17 protein-coding genes, 1 tRNA gene and 1 pseudogene are annotated in these 20,688 nt (G+C 67.8%); 11 read left to right on the top strand and 8 right to left on the bottom strand.

From position 1 onward, the window contains the following. Positions 1–59: 59 nt before the first annotated feature. Positions 60–1,382 (bottom strand): ABC transporter substrate-binding protein, encoded by a 1,323-nt coding sequence (locus ABIC47_RS05425; RefSeq protein WP_018192635.1) that lies wholly within the window; start codon positions 1,380–1,382, stop codon positions 60–62. A 219-nt stretch (positions 1,383–1,601) separates the two neighbouring features. Then, a complete protein-coding gene (locus tag ABIC47_RS05420) occupies positions 1,602–3,668 on the bottom strand; it encodes an MDR family MFS transporter (RefSeq protein ID WP_354478062.1) in 2,067 nt (688 codons plus the stop codon). Between the two features lie 319 nt (positions 3,669–3,987). On the opposite strand from ABIC47_RS05420, the gene ABIC47_RS05415 reads away from it, so the two are divergent. Continuing rightward, positions 3,988–4,887: an amidase domain-containing protein gene (locus ABIC47_RS05415; RefSeq protein WP_089878881.1), complete on the top strand. Its 900-nt coding sequence runs from the start codon at positions 3,988–3,990 to the stop codon at positions 4,885–4,887. Positions 4,888–4,947: 60 nt separating this feature from the next. Next, positions 4,948–5,775: a M15 family metallopeptidase gene (locus ABIC47_RS05410; RefSeq protein ID WP_354478059.1), complete on the top strand. Its 828-nt coding sequence runs from the start codon at positions 4,948–4,950 to the stop codon at positions 5,773–5,775. Positions 5,776–5,793: 18 nt separating this feature from the next. Here ABIC47_RS05410 and pgm read toward each other — a convergent pair whose 3' ends face one another. Beyond that, positions 5,794–7,413, bottom strand: coding sequence for a phosphoglucomutase (alpha-D-glucose-1,6-bisphosphate-dependent) (gene pgm, locus ABIC47_RS05405; protein WP_354478056.1), 1,620 nt, complete (start codon positions 7,411–7,413; stop codon positions 5,794–5,796). Between the two features lie 57 nt (positions 7,414–7,470). On the opposite strand from pgm, the gene pheA reads away from it, so the two are divergent. The 3 genes from pheA to ABIC47_RS05390 all read left to right on the top strand — a co-directional run bounded on the left by pheA (position 7,471) and on the right by ABIC47_RS05390 (position 9,701). After that, positions 7,471–8,472 carry a prephenate dehydratase gene (pheA, locus tag ABIC47_RS05400; RefSeq protein ID WP_018192630.1) on the top strand — a complete coding sequence of 334 codons (1,002 nt, stop codon included), beginning with the start codon at positions 7,471–7,473 and terminating at the stop codon, positions 8,470–8,472. A 30-nt stretch (positions 8,473–8,502) separates the two neighbouring features. Beyond that, a complete protein-coding gene (locus ABIC47_RS05395; RefSeq protein ID WP_354478053.1) occupies positions 8,503–9,126 on the top strand; it encodes a hypothetical protein in 624 nt (207 codons plus the stop codon). Positions 9,127–9,239: 113 nt separating this feature from the next. Next, positions 9,240–9,701: a hypothetical protein gene (locus tag ABIC47_RS05390; protein ID WP_354478050.1), complete on the top strand. Its 462-nt coding sequence runs from the start codon at positions 9,240–9,242 to the stop codon at positions 9,699–9,701. Positions 9,702–9,878: 177 nt separating this feature from the next. On the opposite strand, the gene ABIC47_RS05385 is transcribed toward ABIC47_RS05390, so the two are convergent. The 3 genes from ABIC47_RS05385 to ABIC47_RS05375 form a co-directional block, all read right to left on the bottom strand. Then, on the bottom strand, positions 9,879–10,730 hold the full coding sequence (locus ABIC47_RS05385; protein ID WP_354478047.1) for an AbiJ-NTD4 domain-containing protein: 852 nt from the start codon (positions 10,728–10,730) through the stop codon (positions 9,879–9,881). Positions 10,731–10,795: 65 nt separating this feature from the next. Next, positions 10,796–11,659, bottom strand: coding sequence for a DNA-processing protein DprA (locus ABIC47_RS05380; protein ID WP_354478044.1), 864 nt, complete (start codon positions 11,657–11,659; stop codon positions 10,796–10,798). Beyond that, positions 11,659–12,477: a hypothetical protein gene (locus ABIC47_RS05375; RefSeq protein WP_354478041.1), complete on the bottom strand. Its 819-nt coding sequence runs from the start codon at positions 12,475–12,477 to the stop codon at positions 11,659–11,661. The genes ABIC47_RS05380 and ABIC47_RS05375 overlap by 1 nt, the downstream gene beginning before the upstream one ends. 403 nt (positions 12,478–12,880) lie before the next feature. On the opposite strand from ABIC47_RS05375, the pseudogene ABIC47_RS05370 reads away from it, so the two are divergent. Beyond that, positions 12,881–12,997: pseudogene (locus tag ABIC47_RS05370) on the top strand (bifunctional DNA primase/polymerase); the annotation flags it as partial. Between the two features lie 102 nt (positions 12,998–13,099). Then, positions 13,100–14,350, top strand: coding sequence for an SGNH/GDSL hydrolase family protein (locus tag ABIC47_RS05365; protein ID WP_354478038.1), 1,251 nt, complete (start codon positions 13,100–13,102; stop codon positions 14,348–14,350). Between the two features lie 46 nt (positions 14,351–14,396). Here ABIC47_RS05365 and ABIC47_RS05360 read toward each other — a convergent pair whose 3' ends face one another. Next, positions 14,397–15,395 (bottom strand): diacylglycerol/lipid kinase family protein, encoded by a 999-nt coding sequence (locus ABIC47_RS05360; RefSeq protein WP_354478035.1) that lies wholly within the window; start codon positions 15,393–15,395, stop codon positions 14,397–14,399. A gap of 38 nt (positions 15,396–15,433) precedes the next feature. Between ABIC47_RS05360 and serS the strand changes: the two genes are divergently transcribed. The 4 genes from serS (at position 15,434) to ABIC47_RS05340 (ending at position 19,085) form a co-directional block, all read left to right on the top strand. Beyond that, positions 15,434–16,699 carry a serine--tRNA ligase gene (serS, locus tag ABIC47_RS05355; RefSeq protein WP_354478032.1) on the top strand — a complete coding sequence of 422 codons (1,266 nt, stop codon included), beginning with the start codon at positions 15,434–15,436 and terminating at the stop codon, positions 16,697–16,699. Further along, positions 16,696–17,499, top strand: coding sequence for an HAD family hydrolase (locus tag ABIC47_RS05350; RefSeq protein WP_354478029.1), 804 nt, complete (start codon positions 16,696–16,698; stop codon positions 17,497–17,499). The genes serS and ABIC47_RS05350 overlap by 4 nt, the downstream gene beginning before the upstream one ends. Positions 17,500–17,653: 154 nt before the next feature. Continuing rightward, on the top strand, positions 17,654–18,946 hold the full coding sequence (locus tag ABIC47_RS05345; RefSeq protein WP_354478026.1) for an LCP family protein: 1,293 nt from the start codon (positions 17,654–17,656) through the stop codon (positions 18,944–18,946). 54 nt (positions 18,947–19,000) lie between these two features. Beyond that, a tRNA-Ser gene (locus ABIC47_RS05340) sits at positions 19,001–19,085 on the top strand. Between the two features lie 69 nt (positions 19,086–19,154). On the opposite strand, the gene ABIC47_RS05335 is transcribed toward ABIC47_RS05340, so the two are convergent. Beyond that, positions 19,155–20,684, bottom strand: coding sequence for a helix-turn-helix transcriptional regulator (locus ABIC47_RS05335; protein ID WP_354478023.1), 1,530 nt, complete (start codon positions 20,682–20,684; stop codon positions 19,155–19,157). Between the last annotated feature and the right edge of the window lie 4 nt (positions 20,685–20,688).

The following is a 20,688-nucleotide window of genomic DNA, read 5'->3' as shown; positions in this document are numbered from 1 at the left end:
CCCCGTGGAGCGGGCCCCCGCCGCTGTTGCGACGGCGGGGGCCCTTGTGCGGTTTCGGGTTACTTGTTGACGACCAGCTGGTTGAGCAGCTTCATGGCGTTGCTCCACGCCTGGTCGCCGTTCGCCTTGCCGGAGTCGAGCTCCTGGACGGACGGCCCGAACACCTGCGACTGGATGACGGAGTCGTCCGGTCCCTTGTACTGGGCGACGACGCCCTTGGCGCGCTCACCGAGGATCTGGCCGATCGGCGCGTTGTTGAAGAACTTCGTCAGGTCGCTCTCGCCGGTGACGCCCGCGTCGGTCTGGGCGGCGGTCACCGACGGGAAGGTGCCGGCGGCCTGGAAGGTCTGGACCTGCGACTTGGCGGTGGTCAGCCATGCCGCGAGGGCCGCGGCCTCCTTCGGGTGCTTCGACTGCTTCGGGACGGTCAGGAACGATCCGCCCCAGTTGGCCGCGCCGCCCGGGAACACGTTGGCGAAGTCCCAGCCGCTGGTCGCATCCCCGCCGCCGGCCTTGACCTGGCCCTGCACGACGCCGAGCATCCAGCCGGGGCAGACGAACGTGGCGAAGGAGCCGTCGGTGAAGGCCTTTCCCTTGCCCCAGTCCCACTGGGTCTGGTTGGAGGAGAGACCGGCAGCGGCGCCGGCCGCGAGCTTCGACCACAGCGCCTTGAGGTCGCTGTTGTCCTCGATGTTGAGCTTGCCGTCCTTGGTGTAGTAGCCCTCCTCCTGCTGGTTCACCATGGCGTTCCAGATGAAGCCGGACTGGTCGTACCAGGGCTTGCCGGTGGCGGCGTGGTACTGCTCGCCGACCTTGAAGAAGTCGTCCCACGTGGCGTTGTCGCCGCCGAACAGCTTGGCGACGGACTCGCGGTCGCTGGGGAGGCCGGCCGCGGCGAAGAGCTTGCCGTTGTAGCAGAGGCCCTCCGGTCCGATGTCGGTGCCGTAGCCGATGATCCGGCCGCTCTTGTCGGTGGCCTGCTTCAGCTTCCAGTCGACCCAGCGGTCCTTGATGTCGTTCGCGCCGTAGTCCTTCAGGTCGTTGAACTGGTCGGAGACCTGCATGACCTTGCTGAGCCAGCCCTCTTCGACGGCTTGGACGTCGGGGAGGCCGCTGCCGGCCGCCTGCTTGGTCTGCCAGTCGGTGAGCGCGTTGTCACCGGTGTCGATGTTGGTGGCCTTGATCTTGATGCCGGGGTGCTCCTTCTCGTACTGCGAGTAGAGCTTGTCGAAGCCCATCGTGCCGAACGTGGTGACGGTCAGCGTGGTGGGGTCCGAGCTCGATCCGCTGCCTCCGCTCGATGAGCATCCGGCTGCGATGAGGGCGAAGGATGCTGCGCCGGCGACGGCCGCGGCGATCCTGGTGCGTCGTGAAAGCTTCACGGTTCACTCCTTTGTGCGTGTGTCTTGTGTGCGCCTGGTGCGCGCTGAGAGCGCTCTCATTGCAAAAGCGTGAGAGCGCTCTCACGCGTTGGAACAGAATGTAGATCGCTTCCCGTCCTCGTGTCAAGTCCTGCGTGGTCGCGCTCTCATCCGCGTCTTTCCGGGACATGCGAAACGGCCGCCACCCCGAGGGGTGACGGCCGTCGCGTGAGCGTCGCGCTAGTCGACCGCGGGCCGCGGGCGCTGCGCCCGAGTGGATGCGGTGTCCGCACCCGGCTCGATCAGCGCACCGAATTCGGCAGCAGCGCGATTGGCGATGATGCCGGTGTCGTACTCCTCGGCGTCGTCGTCCTCCGCCGCGGAGGCGAGCACGCCCGCCGGGGTGAGCGCCCGATCCTTCTCGGCCTGCGCGTCGGCCGCGTCGGCTGCGTCGTCCGCCGCCTCCTGCAGGGCCGACTTGGCGCGCAGCGGCGGGGTCTTGAAGAACAGCGACAGCACGAAGGCGATCAGCACCACGATCATCGCGACCCAGTAGACCGTCACCGCCGAGGCGTTGAAGGCGACGAGGAACGGCTGCGCGAGGCGCGGGTCCGCGTCGTTCAGGAACGAGGTGTCGTTGACGTCAGCGCTGTTGGAGCCGCTGTTCGTCGTCTTGAGCTTGTCGGCGACCGTCGGCACGACGGCGTCGACGACCTGCTTGCGCTGATCGGCGTTCGAGAAGTCGATCGGCTCGGCGGGCACCTTTTGCTCGGCGACGGCCTGCGGGACGCCCTGGGCGACCGCCTGCTGGACACCGGCCTGGTGCGCCTGGGCCTGCGCCTGCTTCTCGATCGGGTCGACGATCTTGTTGTAGATCTGGTCCATGATCTGCTTGTTCTCGGGCGCGCTGGCGACCGACGGGGTGAGCGCGGCATCCAGAGCGCTGGTCAGCGTCGGGGTGTCGGTCAGCGCCGTCTTGATGTTCGTCGGGAACACCGTGAACAGCAGGGACAGCAGGACGGCCGTGCCGAGCGTTCCACCGATCTGCCGGAAGAACGTGGATGCGCTGGTCGCGACACCCATGTCCCGCAGGCCGACCGAGTTCTGGCTGGCGATGGTCAGCGTCTGCATCAGCTGGCCGAGGCCCAGGCCGATCAGCAGCATGGCGCCCGCGATGAACCAGTACGAGTCGTCCGCCTTGATGAAGGTCAGGTAGAAGAACCCGCCGGCGAGCATCGCGGTACCGATGATCGGGAACTGTCGGTAGCGGCCGGTGCGCGCGATGATCTGGCCGGAGACGATCGACGACACCATCAGGCCGAGGATCATCGGCAGCAGCTGCAGACCGGACTCCGTCGGGGTCGAGCCGAGCACCAGCTGCAGGTACAGAGGCAGGGTCAGCATGGCGCCGAACATCCCGAAGCCCACGAAGACGCCGATGATGGTCGCCATCGAGAAGGTGCTCGAGCGGAACAGCTTGATCGGGATGAGCGCGTCGTCCTTCATCGCGATCTCGATGAGGATGAACGCGATGACTCCGATGACGCCGATCACGTAGCAGGCGATGGAGGCCGGGCTGTCCCAGCCCCACGTGCGGCCCTGCTCGGCCACCAGCAGCAGCGGGACGAGCGCGACGATCACGCCGGCCGCGCCCCACCAGTCGATGCGGGCGGATCCGCGTTCCCGCTTGGGCAGGTGCAGGAAGCGCAGCACCATGGCCAGCGCGGCGAGGCCGATCGGCACGTTGATGAGGAAGACCCAGCGCCATCCGGTGATCCAGAGGATCTGGTCCGCACCGGCGAAGAGTCCGCCGATGAGCGGGCCGATGAGGCTGGAGATGCCGAAGACGGCGAGGAAGTAGCCCTGGTACTTCGCCCGCTCTCGCGGTGCGAGCATGTCGCCCATGATCGCGAGCGGCATCGACATCAGACCGCCGGCGCCGAGGCCCTGGATGGCACGGAAGGCCGCGAGCTCGACCATCGACGTCGAGAACGACGCCAGGATCGATCCGACGATGAAGATCAGGATGGCGATGACGAACAGCGGCCGGCGGCCGAAGATGTCGGAGAGCTTGCCGTAGATCGGCGTCGAGATCGTCGAGACGATCAGGTAGCCGGTGGTGACCCACGCCTGCTCGCTGAGTCCGTGCAGGTCGTCGCCGATGGTGCGGATCGCCGTGCCGACGATCGTCTGGTCGAGGGCGGACAGGAACATGCCGGCCATGAGGCCGAAGATCACGAGAAGGATCTCGCGATGCGACATGATCGGTTTGGGTGCGGCTGTCGCCGCGCTGGTCTGACTGGACATCTGTCTCCGTGTCGAGAGTCGGGTGTGGGGACGCCCGGCACGCGGAACGTCACACCGGTGTGGGGCAAAGAGAATTTTGCGGAGACTGCAAAGTTACACCCGCTGCCTCGATACTCACAACGCATGCGGGAGGTACCACGCTTACCCGTTCGCCAGCGGCGAACAGGGGACGGTGGCAGCGTTGCCATCAGCGGGAAACCGCGCTCTCCGTGTGGCGGAAAACGAACGCAGGTGGCCCCCATCCAGGTGACGCATATATAGAAGGCGTACGTTGGAAACGCCGACCCCCGACCGTCTCTTAAATCGCCTCGAAAGTTCTATGAGATCTCTCAGCCGTCCCCGCCGCATCCTCGCCGCAGCCGCTGTCGCCGCCTCCGCGGCGCTCGTCTTCACGGCATGCGCCGGTGAGCCGTCGCCGGTCACGAAAGCCGTCGCGCAGGCCGCCGCGCCCACGCCGTCCCCGTCCGCGACCGTCGTGTCGTCGGTGCAGCCCGCCGCGGGCAGCGTCTCCGGCGGAACCGTCACCCTCACCGGCTCCAACCTCGAGAAGGTCGCCGCGGTCCAGGTCGGCGGTCAGCCGGCCACCGTCACCCACGCGACCGACGACAAGGTCGTCGTCACGGTGCCCGCCGCCGCCAACTTCCAGGCGGGCAGCGTGCCCATCACGGTCACCGACAAGAGCGGCAAGCCCGTGACGACGACCGCCGCCACGTACGACTACCAGGTGCAGACGCCGGTCGACAAGCAGCTCGCCTACGCGCTCACCTACTGGAAGAACTACAACACGGCCGAGTACGGCGACCTCAACCCCGTCGGCGGCGACTGCGCCAACTTCGTCAGCCAGACCCTCATCGCCCGTGGCTGGCAGATGAACGGCGACTGGTACAACCACGACGCCGCGGCCGACTGGAGCCCGGCGTGGGGATACGTCCCCGCCATGGACAACTACTTCCGTGAGAACGCCGCCAAGCTGGGTCTCACCGAGTACTCGTTCGACCAGCGCGACAAGATCAAGGTCGGCGACATCGTGATGTTCGACTGGAACGACAACAACTCGCTCGACCACGTCCAGATCGTGTCCGCCGTGCAGAACGTGAACGGCCAGATCAAGATCAAGATGGTGGGCCACAACGAGGACAGCGACTACCGCGACCTCGACGAGGCCATCACGGTCGACCACCCGGGTGGCATCGGCCACTTCTGGAGCCTCTCCAAGTAGCGGTCGGCATTCCGGCCACACCCGCCGGGCCGCGTCACGCGCGTGAGCTATGCTCATCGCGTGACTCTGGGGGGTGCCCGCGAACGGCGGGTGGGGATGCGACGCGCCGCCGTGATCGGCGGCGCGCTCGTGGCGATGCTCGTGCTCTCGGGATGCGTCCCCGGCTCTGTCGCGGCGGCCGGTGCGACGCATCGTCCGACACCTCACCGCTCCGCCCCGTCGCCCCGGCCGCCGCGTCCGACCCCCACCCTCCCGCCGACGCCGACACCGGTGCCCTTCGACAAGACGGCGCAGTCGACCGACGATCCGGCCAGTCCCTGGGTCGTGGTCAACAAGGCGCGGGGGCTGAACCCGGCGGACTACGCCCCCACCGACCTCATCTACCCGGACCTGCCGAATCTCAACGACCAGCCGATGAGGCAGGAGACGGCCGCCGCCGTCGTGGCCATGTTCCAGGCGGCGAAGTCGGAGGCGGGCCTGAGCCTCTCCATCCAGAGCGCCTATCGTTCCTTCGACTCGCAGACGCGCGTGTACGCCGACGACGTCGCCCGGAACGGGCAGGCATACGCCGACACGGACACCGCACGCCCGGGGCACAGTGAGCACCAGACGGGCCTGGCAGTCGACATCAGCGCCGTCCCCGCGCACTGCTCTCTCGACGCCTGCTTCGGCGAGACCGAGCAGGGCCGCTGGCTGGCGGCGAACGCCTGGCGCTTCGGATTCATCCTCCGCTACCCGGCCGACAAGGTCGCCGTCACGGGTTTCACGTACGAGCCGTGGCACTTCCGCTACGTCGGAGTGCTCCTCTCCACGCAGCTGCACACCACGGGCGTCACCACTCTCGAGGAGTTCTTCGGGCTCCCGGGCGGCGAGACCTACCCCGGCTGACGGCGGGGCGACGCTGAGTCAGGCGCCCAGCGCGTCCCCGACGATCCGCTTCGCCTCGTCCTGGACCTCGCGCAGGTCGTCCTCGCCCACGAACGACTCGGCATAGATCTTGTAGACGTTCTCCGTGCCGGAGGGCCGCGCGGCGAACCACGCCGACTCCGTCTGCACCTTCACGCCGCCGAGCGGCGCGTCGTTGCCCGGCGCGCGGCTCAGCTTCGCCGTGATCGGCTCGCCGGCCAGCTCGGTCGCGGTGATCGCGTCACCGTCGAGCTTCGAGAGCGCGGCCTTCTGCTCGGGCGTGGCCGGAGCATCCACCCGCTGGTACACGGGGTCGCCGAACCGCTCGGTCAGCTCGCGGTACAGCTGCGACGGCGACTTGCCGGTCACGGCCCGGATCTCGCTGGCGAGCAGGGCCAGCAGGATGCCGTCCTTGTCGGTCGTCCACGCCGTCCCGTCGAAGCGGAGGAAGGAGGCGCCGGCGCTCTCCTCGCCGCCGAAGCCGACCGTCCCGTCGATGAGGCCGGGCACGAACCACTTGAAGCCGACCGGAACCTCCCACAGCCGACGGCCGAGCGACTCCGCGACGCGGTCGATGATCGACGACGACACGAGGGTCTTGCCCACCGCGGCGTCCTTCCGCCACTCGGTGCGCGTACGGAACAGGTAGTCGATCGCGACAGCGAGGTAGTGGTTCGGGTTCATCAGACCGCCGTCGGGCGTGACGATCCCGTGGCGGTCGGCGTCCGCGTCGTTGCCGGTGAGGATGTCGAAGTCGGCGCGGCGGGCGACGACCGAGGCCATCGCGGACGGGCTGGACGGGTCCATCCGGATCTTGCCGTCCCAGTCGAGCGTCATGAAGCCCCAGGTCGGATCGACCTCCGGGTTCACGACGGTAAGGTCGAGCTCGTAGCGCTCGGCGATCGCCTGCCAGTAGTTGACGCTCGCGCCGCCCAGCGGGTCGGCGCCGATGCGGATGCCGCTGTCGCGGATCGCCTTCACGTCGATGATGTTCTCGAGGTCGTCGACGTAGTGGCCGCGGAAGTCGTAGGTCTCGACGCCCGACGGCTCCGCCATCCGCACCTCGGTCATGCCGTTCGCGATGATCTCGTTGGCGCGCTTCGCGATCCAACCGGTCGCGTCGGTATCGGCCGGGCCGCCGTGCGGCGGGTTGTACTTGAAGCCGCCGTCCGAGGGCGGGTTGTGGCTCGGGGTGACGACGATGCCGTCGGCCTGGTCGTCATGGCCGCCCCGGTTGTAGCGGATGATCGCGTGCGACAGGGCGGGGGTCGGCACCCAGTCGTCGAACTCGTCGACCAGCACGCGCACCTCGTTGCCGACGAGCACGGCGAGGGCGGTGGTCGTCGCGAACTCGCTCAGCAGATGCGTGTCCGCACCGAGGAACAGCGGGCCGGTGATGCCCTGGCCGTTTCGGTACTCGACGATCGCCTGCGTGGTGGCGGCGATGTGGTCCTCGTTGAACGCCGTGTTCAGCGAGGAGCCGCGATGGCCCGACGTGCCGAACACCACGCGCTGCTCCGGGATGCTCACATCCGGCTTCAGCTCGTAGTACGCGCGCCGCAGGGCGTCGACGTCGATCAGGTCGGAAGGCTGGGCGGGGGTGCCGGCTCGTTCGTCCATGGTGACTACTCTTCCACGGCACGGGAGCCGCGCCAACGGCTCGGTAAGCTGAGCGGCATGTCCTCCGCCCCCGACAGCGCCCCCGCGGAGCTGCCCGCCTCCCTCGACGACGTGTACAGCTTCCTCGGACCGTCGGGCACCTTCACGGAGGCGGCCCTCAAGCAGGTGCCCGAGGCGCGCGGCAAGCAGTGGCGGGCCGTCAACAACCTCGGCGAGGCGCTGGCGGACGTCGTCGAGGGCCGCAGCGTCGCCGCGATGATCGCGATCGAGAACTCGATCGAGGGCGGGGTGTCGGTGGCGCAGGACGCATTGGCCACGATCCCGGGCCTGCGCATCATCGGCGAGTACCTCGTGCCGGTGAACTTCGTCCTCGTCGCCCGCCCGGGCACGACCCTCGCCGACGTGCACACCGTGAACGCGCATCCCGTCGCCTACGCGCAGTGTCACCAGTGGCTCGACCGTCACCTCCCCGACCACGGCCACCTGCCGGCGTCGAGCAACGTCGCCGCGGCCGCATCGCTCTTCGAGGGCAGCGCGGCGGATGCGGCGGTCGCGCCGCCCGGGATCGTCGACCACCACGACGTGGTCGTCCTCGCCGACAACATCGGCGACAATCCGAACGCCGTCACCCGCTTCGTCCTCGTCAGCACGACGCGCAGCGTGCCGGAGCCGACCGGAGCCGACAAGACCAGCCTCATCGCCGAGCTTCCCGACGACCGTCCCGGCAGCCTCCTCGACCTCCTCGAGCAGTTCTCCACGCGGGGGATCAACCTGAGCCTCATCGAGTCGCGCCCGATCGGCGACGCGCTCGGCCGGTACCGGTTCGTCATCGACGCGGACGGCCACATCGCGGACGAGCGCGTCGCCGACGCCCTGCTCGGTCTCCGCCGGTTCAGCCCGTCCGTGATGTTCCTCGGCTCGTACCCGCGGGCAGACGGTCAGCGGGTGGAGTTCGACCAGCGTTATCGCGACGACGTCTTCACCGAGGCGCGCGAGTGGCTGGCCTCCCTGACCGACGAGGAGCGGCCGGCAGGCGCGCAGGGCGGCGCGTCGGCGTAGGCTGCCGAACAGGACAGCCGGGAGGTCATCATGGTCGCAGACGAGCGTGACGACAGCGGTCGGGCGGGCGAATTCGACCCGCGCTTCGACCCCGCATTCCAGCGCGGCTATCAGCCGCAGCCGGGCGAGCGCGCCCGCACGCGCGTCCGTGCCGATGCTCCCGACTCGGCCTACCGCCGGCCGTCGTCGCTGCTGCGAACGCGTGAGGACGCTGCGCCCGCGACGCCCTCCGAACCGCTGACCCCCTACGAGGAGGCGGCGCTCTCGCTCGATGAGGGCCGCCCCGCCCTGCCCGATCCGCTGGAGGCCGGGGCGCCCGCCGCTCAGACGGTCGTGGTCGCCTCCGCCGGCTCGCTCGCGGGCGTCGAGCTGAACCCGCGGCGCAACCCCTTCATCCTCGCCCTCTGGCTCATCGGCGGCGGGTTCGTCGTGCTCGGCATCGTGCTCTACGCCGTCTCGGTGACGTCGTCGTACAGCGGCCCGACGCCCAGCACCGACGTGGGCGCGCTGGTGTTCGCCCAGCTCGGGTGGATGCTCGCGGGGCCGCTGATCACCGTCGGCCTGCTCACCCTTGTCGGCCTGCTGTTCCTGACCGCGCTCTCCGGTCGGCGGATGCGGGATGCGATTCCGGAGGACGACGCCCCGGCGGGATGACGCCGGGCACAGCTGTCTCTCGGAGCGTGCGGAGGTCGCCATACACTGCGGCCAGGCCGACGGCTCTCGACGATGTCGACGACCCGTCGGACCGACGCGAGAGAGGATCCACCGTGACGTTGCGCCGCACTCCCTTCCCCGCCCGTCTCGCTGTCGGCATGCTGGCGGTCGCGGGGACCCTCCCGCTGCTCGCCGGCTGCACTGCCTCGCCCGAACCGAGGGCCACCCCCTCGCCGTCGGCCGCCGCCGACGTCAACGGCCTGCCCGCCGGGGTTCAGCAGGCGACGGAGGTGCCGACCGCCGTACCGAACACTCCCGAACTGCGCCGTGCCGTCACCGTCTCGTCATGCGAGAAGGCGGCCGGCGGCTGGAAGGCGACCGGGACGGCGAAGAACACCACCGACGCCCCCGTCGAACTGACGGTCACCATCTTCTTCACGAGCGACAAGGGCACCGTGCTCGGGACGGGCGACACGAAGGTCGCGGTGGAACCGCAGGCCGAAACTCGGTGGACGGTCGCGTCGAAGCTCACCCCGACCCCGAAGACTCTGTGCGTGCTCCGCGGGGTGGGCTGACTCGCCCGCTCGGGTGTGTCGCAGCTTCGGTGTCTTGTTGGCTCTCTCTGGCGCCGCGATCTTCGCCTTATTTGCGATCATCGTGACGATTCAGTCGTTACCTAGGATGAAGTGAATCCTAGGTATCGCTCCGGTTGGTTTCTGGTTACCTCTCGCGCGCGAACGGTTACCGTCGTCTCAGGTCAATAGTGCGGTCTTGCGCCCGGCCTCGATCAGATAGGAGACGAAGGCCGAGCATGTGACCAGCATGTACTTTGCAATTGCCTGGTCGGCGTCAGCTGCTTCGATTCCAGCGTGGCGGATGCCGTCGGCGTCGGACGTCCAGCCATACATCTTCGACCACGCTTCCTTGAGTGCTGGGTGGATCGTCAGACCCGCCTGCTCCAATTTCTTGAGGCCTGCACCAAGTTGACCTTCGCCCGTCACCTTCTTCACCACTGCTTCGACAGCGGAAATCGATTCTTTGATGGAGTTTGGGTAGTCCGGCTTGGCCCTGTCCGCCAGCAGATCGACCGCGCGTTCGAGACTGTGACGCGCCCCCTTGATCTGGTCGGCGTCGGCCAGAGCCTCTGAAACGGCCTCGGATTCAGTGGCAGAATCCACGGGGGTGATTTTGTGGCCGATGAACCGGTAGCCGACGAGATTGTCCTCGAAGCGGCTGTTGAGGGCCTCGGCAATCGTGTCCGGCAATGATTCGAAATGGAACGACTTGTTCCGGTCAAGGTAGTGGACGAAATCCTCCAAGAGGTCGAACACTTCGTTCCACTCCGCAGTCAGAATTGTGGTCTTCAAGAGGTTCCAAAACGACCTCGTGGAAGGCATCTCGTCGCGGGGTTTCCTGAAATGCCAAACCCAGACGGCTCCAATCAAGTTGGCTTCTGTGGCGTCCGCGTATGGCGCGTCCTCAAACACATTCGGCGTGATTGCCACGATGTTCCAGAGGTCGATTCTCGTCTCGTCATCGAGACTCTCGCGCTGACTAAGCGTGCGGACTGGCTTGTAGCCGTAGCGCTCGGAGAAGGATGCCATGTCAAGAGGTTAGCGAGCACCACGGACAGGCTGGTTTCTCTGGAGGACGGAGATCCCCAGAGGACTCAGAACAGAGCAACTGCTTCAGCGACTGTTCTGCGGCTCGCCAGATCATCAAGGAACGCGTGCAATGCGGCGGTGGAACGCACCGGCGTCGCTCCGTCGTTCAGTAGCTTCTTGTTGCCCGCTGGCGTGGCGTCTCCGAAGTCAACCACCATCACAGGGCGGCCGAGCTTCATCGCGCCTTCGCCAGCAGCAAGAGTGCCACCCTTCTCGCCAGCCTCTATGACCACAAGCGCCTTTGATAGGCCGAAGATAATGCTGTTCCTCGCCATAGCGGCGTGTGCTTGCCACGGCTGCGAAGGCGAGAATTGTGAAATGACGAGAGTTCGCTCTGCGTCGAAGTCCTTAGCAAACTCGCGTTTCACTCTAAAGTGGTCGATGCCTTCGGCCAAGACAATGACTGTGCTTCCGCCGTTCCTGAGCGCTGCGAGGTGCGTCGCGGTGTCCACGCCCTTGGCGTATCCAGACACGATCGTCAGGTTTCTGAGGCTCACGGCCGTTCCGCATCGGTCTGCTGCTGCGAGGCCCTGCGGCGTCACATGACGTGACCCACACATGCCCACACCGTCCGCGTAAAACAGATCCTTGTTGCCGCGGAAGAACAGGATCGGCATGAGCGGTTTGCCATCACTAACGAGGGATCGCGGGAAGTCCCCATCGCCGAACAACATGGCTCGGACTCCATCGGCATGAAGTTCACCCGCCTTGACCTTGGCGTCGATCAACGCTGCTTCAGGCGCGGACTCGGCGGCACGCTCAATGGCGTCTCGACCCCCTGCTCTCAGGGCAGCGGTGATCCGCCCCGGGGTTCGAAGAACCTCGAAGGCGAGCAACGCTAGTCTGAGTGAAAGGAGCTCTGAGTTCATTAGTTTCTGATTGTCCTGGCTACTGCGAGTGAGACTACGCTGCTCGCCCCAGCGCGTAGGGCTGCTGCCGCCGCGCCACGAGCGCTACCGCCCGACTGATACACGTCGTCCACGACGATAACCCTCCCGGACAGGGCGCCGTCAACCGTAAAGGCTTCTGATAGATCCTGCTTCACTTCCTTCTGGGCGGGGCGCGGACCGGCTGAATGGGACTCGACGAACGGAATCCCGACCTTCGCAGCGACCTCGCGCGCCATCACTTCACCGAAACTCTGCCCGTCGGCCTCATGGCCGGGACAAGCAATGATTGCTGTGGCGTCGGCGTAGAGCGGGTGCTCCTGGATGAAAAGAACCAGTTGGCGGAGCATCCGAGCTCGCGCTCGTCGCGAGTTGCTCCACTCAGGGTGTGTCGCGTGCTTGGTCCAGTTGATGCAGTTGCCCATGTCCGTGTGTACGAGATCGTCCTCGTCAGGGACGGTGTACCAATCGAGCGCAATGGCATGGTCGACATAGTTTGGTGCCGGAATGCTTACCACTTGGGTAAGCAAGTCCAGGAGAGCCGTGGCCGAGTCGGGAACACCGGCCGAGAATTCAAATGCGTGCGTCCACTTCTTGCGACCCTTGTCCGTCAGTTCCCGCGGCCTGCACGCTTCACCGAACGTGTCGACGAGTTGTGCCGCGACCTCCTCGGGGCCGCAGAAGAGGACTACCTCGCCCGGCTTGCCGTTCTTGTTGTCCTTGACTTCGTAGCTCGACAGCTTGCCGCCCCGCCGATTGGGCAGGTAAGGCGGAATGTTGAAGTCGATCAGTCTGGACATGCCGTAACCCCCGTTGGCGGAACTCTATTCGGACCTTCCGACATTGTCGGAAGGTGGTGCGGCGTTGCCATTCCCACTTCTGGGGGACCCGAATCATGTGCCGCTGTGCCATGGCGTGTTTTCGTGGTGGAGCCGTCTTTCGGACGTAACAGCCCCGTCGGTAATGCTCCGGGTGAGGCCGCTCATGACGATCTGGCAAGTAGGTTCCGCTCGCTGGCTTCTCCCTCGGAGGCCAGTGTGCGCACAAGCACGGACTCTTCCCCTGCAACTCTTCCCGACGATTCCGTCGAGCGACTTGTGACGCTGCTGTCCAGCGACGACGAGCCAAGCGCCGAGGCGGGGGGCGACCGTTGAAGCGCTCTTCCTTCCAAAACGCCGCCGTACGCTCACGGCTCGACAACTCGCAGATGCTGGGTACCACGTCTTCCCGCTCCGACCGAACGCAAAGACGCCGCCGACACACCACGGCGTCCACGACACAACCATGGATCTGACGCAGATCGGTTCCTTTTGCGCCTGACTTCCGCTCTATAGGCGCGACTTCGGGCGTTCCTCGTCATGATTCGACCCGTAGACCTCTCTGTCCAGGTGAAGCCACCTTCGACAGGCAAGGAGTCCACAGATGGATCGAGACACCCCTCCGAACACCAGCGCACGATCGCCGAGACGGAGGCGAGCCCGGCGCGCCTGGCCCGTGGCCGCCGTCCTCGGCTTGGCCGCGGCCGCCGTCGTCGTCCCGGCGCAGGGGGCCGCCGCGACGCCCGGTCCCGGCTCCTACGTGGCGCTCGGTGACTCGTACGTCGCCGGCCAGGCACTCGACCACCTGACGGGCGCGTACCCCGAGTGCCTCCAGTCCGTGGCGAACTACCCGCGCACAGCCGCGTGGCGTGCCGGGCTGATCGCCAACGACCAGAGCTGCTCGGGCGCGACGATCCCCGACCTCTTCGCCGCGAAGGGCGCGATCCCGGCGCAGACCGACGCGCTCAGCGCATCCACTCAGGTGGTCACCCTCTCGATCGGGGGCAACGACCTCGGGTTCTCGGCCATCCTGCGCTCGTGCCTGGCCGCCTCCGCGGACGGTCCGCTGTGGAGCGGCGAGAAGTCGTGCCGTGAGAAGTACACGGTCGGCGGCGTGGACACCCTGAGCGCGAAAGCGGCCGGGGTCGTCGCTCCGGCGGTCGGCGAGGCCGTCACCCGCATCCGAGCGAAGGCGCCGAACGCCCGCGTCGTCGTGGTGGGCTACCCCACGCTCATGCCGGATGCCGCCCACACACCCGCAGGAGGCTGCTTCTCGCCGCTGACCTCGAGCAAGCCGGCCTTGCCGTTCGCGACCACCGACTTGGACTACTTCCACGGGGTCCAGTCGACGCTCGACACCCGCACCCAGGCTGCGGTCCGCGCCGCGGGCGCCGAATACGTCTCGCTGCTGGCCGACACCGCCGAGCACTCGGTCTGCAGCACGACGCCGTACATCGACGGGATCACCCTCTCCGGTTTCGTGCTCTCCCCGACCTCGATGCACCCGAACCTGGCCGGCCTCGGCTACCAGGGCCGGGCCGTCGGCGCGGTGCTGAAGGCGCCGCGCGACTTCCAGGGTGTGACCGGCGCGCTGGTCTCCCTCGGCGGGACCTCGGCCGACCTGCAGATCCACGTTCCGCTGGCCACGCTGCACACCACGCCGGATGTCGCGGCCGAGGTGAACGGGTCGTACGTCGCGAACGTCAACGGCGAACACGGCTGGTACGTCTGGTTCGAGAACCGTGAGGACACCCGGGTGTACCACGTGACCGTGACGGTCAAGCCGGGCGACACCGTGCGGTTGCGGACGGCGACCGGCGCGGTGCAGGTGCTGACCCTGACGCCGAAGGCGTAGGCCGAGCGGCGCGGTCGCCCTCCCGGATTCCGGGGCGGTGGCCGCGTCAGCCGACCCGGATGCCCGGGGCCTTCACGCGCAGCGCCAACTCGTCCACCCGGAGGTCGAGGCGCAGGATCTCGCCGAACGCGTCCCCGTCCAACTCGAACGGCTCCGGCGCATCCACCGCCAGCTGCACCGAGGCGCCGCGCAGGTAGCTGAGCCGGGTGCGGATCGCGCGGTCGGTGAAACGGATGATCCGGCGACCGATGCTCGACTTCCGCAGGACGCGGTTCTCCCAGGTCACCTTGCGCCAGATCGCCAGCCAGCCGAATACCGTCGCTGGCTGGACGATCGCCACGTCGAGGAGACCGTCGTCGAGCTCGCCGTCGGGGATGAGCTCCATGTTCCCCGGCAACGCGCCGCAGTTCGCGACCAGGATCGTGCTCACGTGCGCCGACCGCTCGTGTCCGTTGTCGAGCCGGTAACGCACCGGGACCTTCGACGCCTTCGGCAGAGCACGGAAAGCGGCGTCCACGTACGCCAGCCAACCGAACCGGCGCTTCAGCTGCGGCCGGGCGTTGGCGATCATCGCCGCGTCGATCCCGACACCGGCCATCACCAGGAACGCGTGCTCGGTCGCCGGCCCGTCCGGGCGGTGCGCCACGGCGACGCCGATGTCGATCCGCCGCTCGCGGCCGCTGAACGCGACGGCGCACGCCGCTTCGACGCTCGCGATCGGAATGCCGAGGTTCCGCGCCAGAAGATTGCCGGTGCCCCCGGGGATGATGCCGAGGGTGGCATCCCGTCCCCGCAGTGCCTCAGCCACGGCGCGCACGGTGCCGTCGCCGCCCGCCGCGAGCACGAGGGACGCGCCCCGGGCCAGCGCCTCGCCGACCTGCGACTGCCCGCCCTCCTCCGGCGTCGTCTCGAGCCAGAGCAGTTCGAACCGGCCGGCAGCGGCGGTCTCCACCGCCGCCCGGACGCGCGGAACGTCGACCCGCACGGGGTTGTAGATGACGGCGGCGACGCGGCGCTGCTCCCCGTCCCGTCCGTTCACGCACATCACGCTACCTGTTCGGCATCGGTCGATAAGCTGGTCAGGTGATCGATCCCGTACTTCTCCGTGAGAACCCCGACATCATCCGGCGCTCCCAGGAGGCCCGGGGCGACTCCGTGCAGCTCGTCGACGAGGCCATCCAGGCCGACATCGAGCGCCGCGCGGCGATCACGGCCTTCGAAGAACTCCGCGCCGAGCAGAACGCGTTCGGCAAGCAGGTCGCGAAAGCGCCGAAGGAGCAGAAGAAGGAGCTCGTCGCCCAGGCGCAGCAGCTCGCCGGTCGCGTGAAGGAGGCCCAGCAGGCCGCCAACGACGCGGATGCCCGGTTCGAGCAGCTGGTCCGCAGCATCGGCAACCCGATCGTGGACGGCGTCCCGGCGGGCGGGGAGGACGACTTCGTCGTCCTCAAGACGGTCGGCGACATCCCCGAGTTCCCGTTCGAGGCGCGCGACCACCTGGAGCTGGGCGAGCTGCTCGGCGCGATCGACATGGCCCGCGGTGCCAAGGTCGCCGGCGCCCGCTTCTCGTACCTCCGCGGCATCGGAGCGCGGCTCGAGCTCGCGCTGATGAACATGGCGCTCGACAAGGCCCTGCAGAACGGCTTCATCCCGCTGATCACGCCGACCCTGGTGAAGCCCGAGATCATGCAGGGCACCGGCTTCCTCGGCGCCCACGCCGACGAGGTCTACCACCTCGAGAACGACGACCTCTACCTGACCGGAACGAGCGAGGTCGCGCTCGCCGGGTACCACTCCGACGAGATCATCGAGGTCGACGAGCCCATCCGCTACGCCGGCTGGTCGACCTGCTACCGGCGCGAGGCCGGCTCGGCGGGCAAGGACACCCGCGGCATCATCCGGGTCCACCAGTTCGACAAGCTGGAGATGTTCGTCTACACCCGCCCGGAGGAGGCGGAGGCCGAGCACGAGCGGCTGCTCGGCTGGCAGGAGGAGATGATGCAGGCGCTGGGACTCAGCTACCGCGTCATCGACACGGCGGCGGGCGACCTCGGCTCGAGCGCCGCGCGCAAGTACGACGTCGAGGCGTGGATCCCCACCCAGGGGCGCTACCGCGAGCTCACCTCGACCTCGAACTGCACCACCTTCCAGGCACGCCGCCTCGACATCCGCTACCGCACCGAGAGCGGCAAGACGGCGCCGGTCGCGACCCTGAACGGGACGCTGGCCACCACGCGCTGGCTGGTCGCCATCCTCGAGACGCACCAGCAGGAGGACGGGTCGGTGCGCGTGCCGGAGGCGCTGCGCCCGTACCTCGGCGGACTGGAGCTGCTGGAGCCGACGCGTTCGTGAGCGACGACTCCCGCCTGCTGATCGCGCTCGACGTCGACGGCACGTTGATCCATGAAGATGAGACGGTCGGCGACGCCGTGCGCGCAGCCGTCACCCGGGTGCGCGATGCCGGCCACGAGGTGATGCTGGCCACGGGACGCAGCTGGGAGACGGCGCGACCCATCCACGAGGAGTTCGGCCTCACCAGCGAGTTCGTCGTCTGCGCGAACGGCGCCCTGACGATGAAGCGCGACGACACCCTCGAGGGCGGTTACCGGCGCGAGTTCATCGAGGTGTTCGACCCGACCGAGGTACTGGAGACCATCCGGCCGCACCTCCCGAGCGGCAGCTTCATGGTGGAGGGGCCGACCGGGTTCCGCCGGTACACCGAGGGTATGACCGACTGGGAGCTGGTCAACGCCGAGCAGGTGCCGTTCGAGGAGCTTCTGCAGCATCCCGCGACCCGTGTCGTCGTCGTGTCGCCCGAGCACGACACCGAGGAGTTCCTCTCGATCGTCGACCGGATGGGCCTCCAGCGCGTCAGCTACGCGATCGGCTGGACCGCGTGGCTCGACATCTCGCCGGACGGCGTGAGCAAGGCAACGGCGATGGAGCGGGTGCGGCACGCGCTCGACATCCCGCGGTCGCGCGTGGTCGCGGTCGGCGACGGCCGCAACGACATCGAGCTGCTCGCCTGGGCGGGCGCCGAGGGTCTCGCGGTCGCGATGGGTCAGGCGCCGGACGAGGTGAAGGCGGTCGCCACGCGGTCGACCGCACCGGTCGTCGACGACGGCGTCGCGGAGGTCCTCGACGCGCTCTGACCGAGCGCCCCTCGGTCTGGGGGAGGCCTTCGCGCGGAACGACGCGCGCCCATCCAGAGCATTGCCAGCCTCCCGTGCCACCCTTTAAGACGGCGTGCGCTCTTTTCCAGGCGCCCGCCTGTGAACGCGCGCACACCCGGCCGGAAGGAAGTGAATGAGCGAGATGCACACCCGCGCGCAAGCGCGAGCGCAGGAGAAGGCGGCAGGACCAGCGGTCCGCCACGGTCGACTGAAGCAGCACCATCCGCTCAAAGCACTCCTCAAGATCTTCGTCGCGGTCGTCGCCGTCTTCGGCGTGACCGGCGTCTCGCTCGCGGCCTACGCGGCGGTCGATGTGGTGGCCAGCGTCAAGAAGTCGGTCAAGCTCGTCGACGCGAAGGGCAACGAGACGACACCGGGCGTCGGCGCCATGAACGGTGCGTTCAACGTCCTCCTCGCCGGCAGTGACAGCGGTGGCGGCAACACCGCATACGGCGACCGCGAGGAGAACCTCAACGACGTGACGATGCTGCTGCACGTGTCGGCCGACCACCAGAACGCGACCGTCGTCAGCTTTCCCCGCGACATGTTCGTCTCCATCCCGTCCTGCCCGGACCCGAAGGGCGGCAGCTTCGATTCGATGAGCCGCCAGAAGATCAACAACTCCCTGAGCTACGGCGGCCTGGCCTGCACGGTGCTCACGGTCGAGAAGCTGACCGGCCTCGACATCCCGTACGCCGGGGTGATCCAGTTCGACGGTGTCATCGAGATGTCGAATGCGGTGGGCGGCGTGCCCGTCTGTGTCGCCGGAGACATCGAGGACCCGTACACGGGGCTGGATGTGAAGGCCGGCCAGAACGTGCTCCAGGGCTCGCAGGCGCTCGCCTTCCTCCGCACCCGTCACGGCGTCGGCGACGGCTCGGACCTGGGCCGCATCAGCAACCAGCAGGTGTTCCTGTCGTCGCTCGTCCGCACCATCAAGAGCGCCGACGTGCTGAGCAACCCGGTGAAGCTGTACGGCCTGGCCAAGGCGGCGACGAGCAACATCACGCTCTCCGACAGCCTCAACAACCCGACCACGATCGTCTCCATGGCGATGGCGTTGAAGAACATCGACATCAGCAAGGTCGTGTTCGTGCAGTACCCGAACCACTATGTGGACGGCGGCGTCGCCCCGACGACGGATGCTGCGGACCAGCTGATGAGCGCCCTGCAGAACGATCAGCCGGTCACCCTCACGGGCGACACCGGCGTGGGTTCCCAGGCCGACCCGAACGCTCCGGCCACGCAGACCCCGGCCACGCAGCCGCCGGCGACGCAGGCGCCTGCCACCCAGCCTCCGGCGACCCAGGCTCCGGCCACCGGCACCGACTCGGGCACCGCCGGCGGCGGCTCGGTCGAGCTCCCGTCGGACGTGCACGGCCAGACGGCGGCGCAGTACACCTGCTCGAAGCCGTTCTCCGAGTGATCACCGTCGCCCGGGTTCGCTAGAATCGGGCGACGCCGGGTTCGCCCGGCGCCGGGAGGGCTGTCCGAGCGGCCGATGGAGCCAGTCTTGAAAACTGGTGGGCAGAAATGTCTCGTGGGTTCGAATCCCACGCCCTCCGCAGTCCGTCTTGTGTCTCTCGGCGCGAGACACGTCAGTTGCAAGATGAGCGTCTCTTTGGCGGCGGCATTCACCTGCGAATCGCGGGGAAGCCTGATTGGTGGGCGTAGTCCACGGCTTGCGCGCGGGAACTGACGCCGAGTTTCTTGTACAGCAGCCGGGTCATCGTCTTGAGCGTGTTGCCGCTGATGAAGAGGGTGCTGGCGATCTCCGTTGCGGTGAGCTCGGTAGTGAGAAGGGCGAGGACGTCATTCTCCCGTTTGGTCAGTTGAGGGAGGTCACGCCGGAAACTGCCGATACGGGTTGCCGCGCGGGTTTCGGCGCCGGCGAGCTGCGCGAGGTGTTCGAGCTCGTCAGGGCTGATGGCTTCATAGCTGGTGTGCAGGCCTGCGTGTTGCAGGAGTGCGTCGGCTCGGATGAAGGCGTGGGTGGCGGTGCCGGTGTAACCGAGGGCCCGTGCGGCGGCAGCGTGGACTAGCAGCGCGTTCGCCTGCAACCGTGGTTCGAGCGCGTCCTCGGTGACGGGTCTGCTGAGGTCGAACGCTTCTCGGTGGCGGCGTTCGATCTGGGCGATCGCAGCTGCGATGACCCGGTCGGAGGAGGACAGGTGGATGAGCCCGTCCAGGCCCTCGGTCATCCGGCCTCGGAGGAGTCTGATCCGGACCCGAGCGGCTCGGGCGAGGCGTCCGTCAACGCCGGCGGAGTTGAGCACGGGATGGCTCTGCAGGTGCAGTTCAAGCCTCGATTCGGTTACGGCGGCGGTCGCTGCATTGTGGGCATGGAGGGATCGCACCCAAATCGCCGGTGCCCAGTATTCGCCGAGGCCGATCTCGTCGGCCCGATCGAGCAGGGCGAGCGCCCCGGGCAGATCGTCCTGGTCGGTGCGGAGCAGAGCCTCCGTGACCAGGAGTGCGGCGTCGTGGCGGCTGTCGGTGACACCTTCGTCGTGCGCACGCTGTACCCACTTGCGCGCCATGTCAGTCCGGCCGCGCTCGGCGTGGAGCCAGGCTGCGGAAGCCGCGACGCGGCGGGCGACGTACGGTTGCTCGGTCGCACGGGCGAGGACGAACACGCGCGCGTACTCCGCGGCAGCGCGCGGAGAGGCCGCCGCGTCGAGGGAGCGAGCCCACTGCATTCGCAGATGCGGCATCGTGGTGGCGATGTCCTCGATCTCATTCAGAGGCGCCGCAGCGGCGAATGCCAGGGCCTCTTCCGCGATCCGGGCGGCCTCTGTCGGGTCATCGCGGGTGCGCGCAGCTGCCGATTCCGCGGTGTACCGGATCAGCCGCTGAAGGACGGAACGCCGGTGGTTGGGGACGGGCGGATGCAGGAGAGCAGGGTGCACCTGGCCGGGTTCGCCGCCGCCCACGATGTGCTCCAAGTGGTTGGCTGCCATGAACAATCCGGGGTTGCGCATGAACGCTTCCCCGGGCAGTGCCTTCAAAGCGGCCAACAGCTGGTCCGGCGCAGTCACCGAAAGTTCGTCCCAATGCTGCTCGATGAGAGAGGCTGCCGCCTCGGCCCCGTCCGTGCGGGCGATCTGCGGCACCGCGGTCGGGAGGTCTGCGGGGTTCATATCATCACCGGTCCTGCTGCGCATGCCG

The sequence above is a fragment of the Leifsonia sp. 563 genome, from assembly GCF_040545055.1.
Classification (GTDB): domain Bacteria; phylum Actinomycetota; class Actinomycetes; order Actinomycetales; family Microbacteriaceae; genus Leifsonia.
Note: the sequence above shows the minus strand (reverse complement) of the source record. Positions and strands in the feature narration are given on the sequence as shown.

Excerpts from the sequence above, each read along its gene's own strand:
- ABIC47_RS05385 (WP_354478047.1), bottom strand. The coding sequence starts at position 10,730 with ATGGCATCCTTCTCCGAGCGCTACGGCTACAAGCCAGTCCGCACGCTT.
- ABIC47_RS05420 (WP_354478062.1), bottom strand. The coding sequence starts at position 3,668 with ATGTCCAGTCAGACCAGCGCGGCGACAGCCGCACCCAAACCGATCATG.
- pheA (WP_018192630.1), top strand. The coding sequence starts at position 7,471 with ATGTCCTCCGCCCCCGACAGCGCCCCCGCGGAGCTGCCCGCCTCCCTC.
- ABIC47_RS05380 (WP_354478044.1), bottom strand. The coding sequence starts at position 11,659 with ATGAACTCAGAGCTCCTTTCACTCAGACTAGCGTTGCTCGCCTTCGAG.
- ABIC47_RS05335 (WP_354478023.1), bottom strand. The coding sequence starts at position 20,684 with ATGCGCAGCAGGACCGGTGATGATATGAACCCCGCAGACCTCCCGACC.
- pgm (WP_354478056.1), bottom strand. The coding sequence starts at position 7,413 with ATGGACGAACGAGCCGGCACCCCCGCCCAGCCTTCCGACCTGATCGAC.
- ABIC47_RS05415 (WP_089878881.1), top strand. The coding sequence starts at position 3,988 with ATGAGATCTCTCAGCCGTCCCCGCCGCATCCTCGCCGCAGCCGCTGTC.
- ABIC47_RS05345 (WP_354478026.1), top strand. The coding sequence starts at position 17,654 with ATGAGCGAGATGCACACCCGCGCGCAAGCGCGAGCGCAGGAGAAGGCG.
- ABIC47_RS05375 (WP_354478041.1), bottom strand. The coding sequence starts at position 12,477 with ATGTCCAGACTGATCGACTTCAACATTCCGCCTTACCTGCCCAATCGG.
- ABIC47_RS05360 (WP_354478035.1), bottom strand. The coding sequence starts at position 15,395 with ATGTGCGTGAACGGACGGGACGGGGAGCAGCGCCGCGTCGCCGCCGTC.
- ABIC47_RS05395 (WP_354478053.1), top strand. The coding sequence starts at position 8,503 with ATGGTCGCAGACGAGCGTGACGACAGCGGTCGGGCGGGCGAATTCGAC.
- ABIC47_RS05365 (WP_354478038.1), top strand. The coding sequence starts at position 13,100 with ATGGATCGAGACACCCCTCCGAACACCAGCGCACGATCGCCGAGACGG.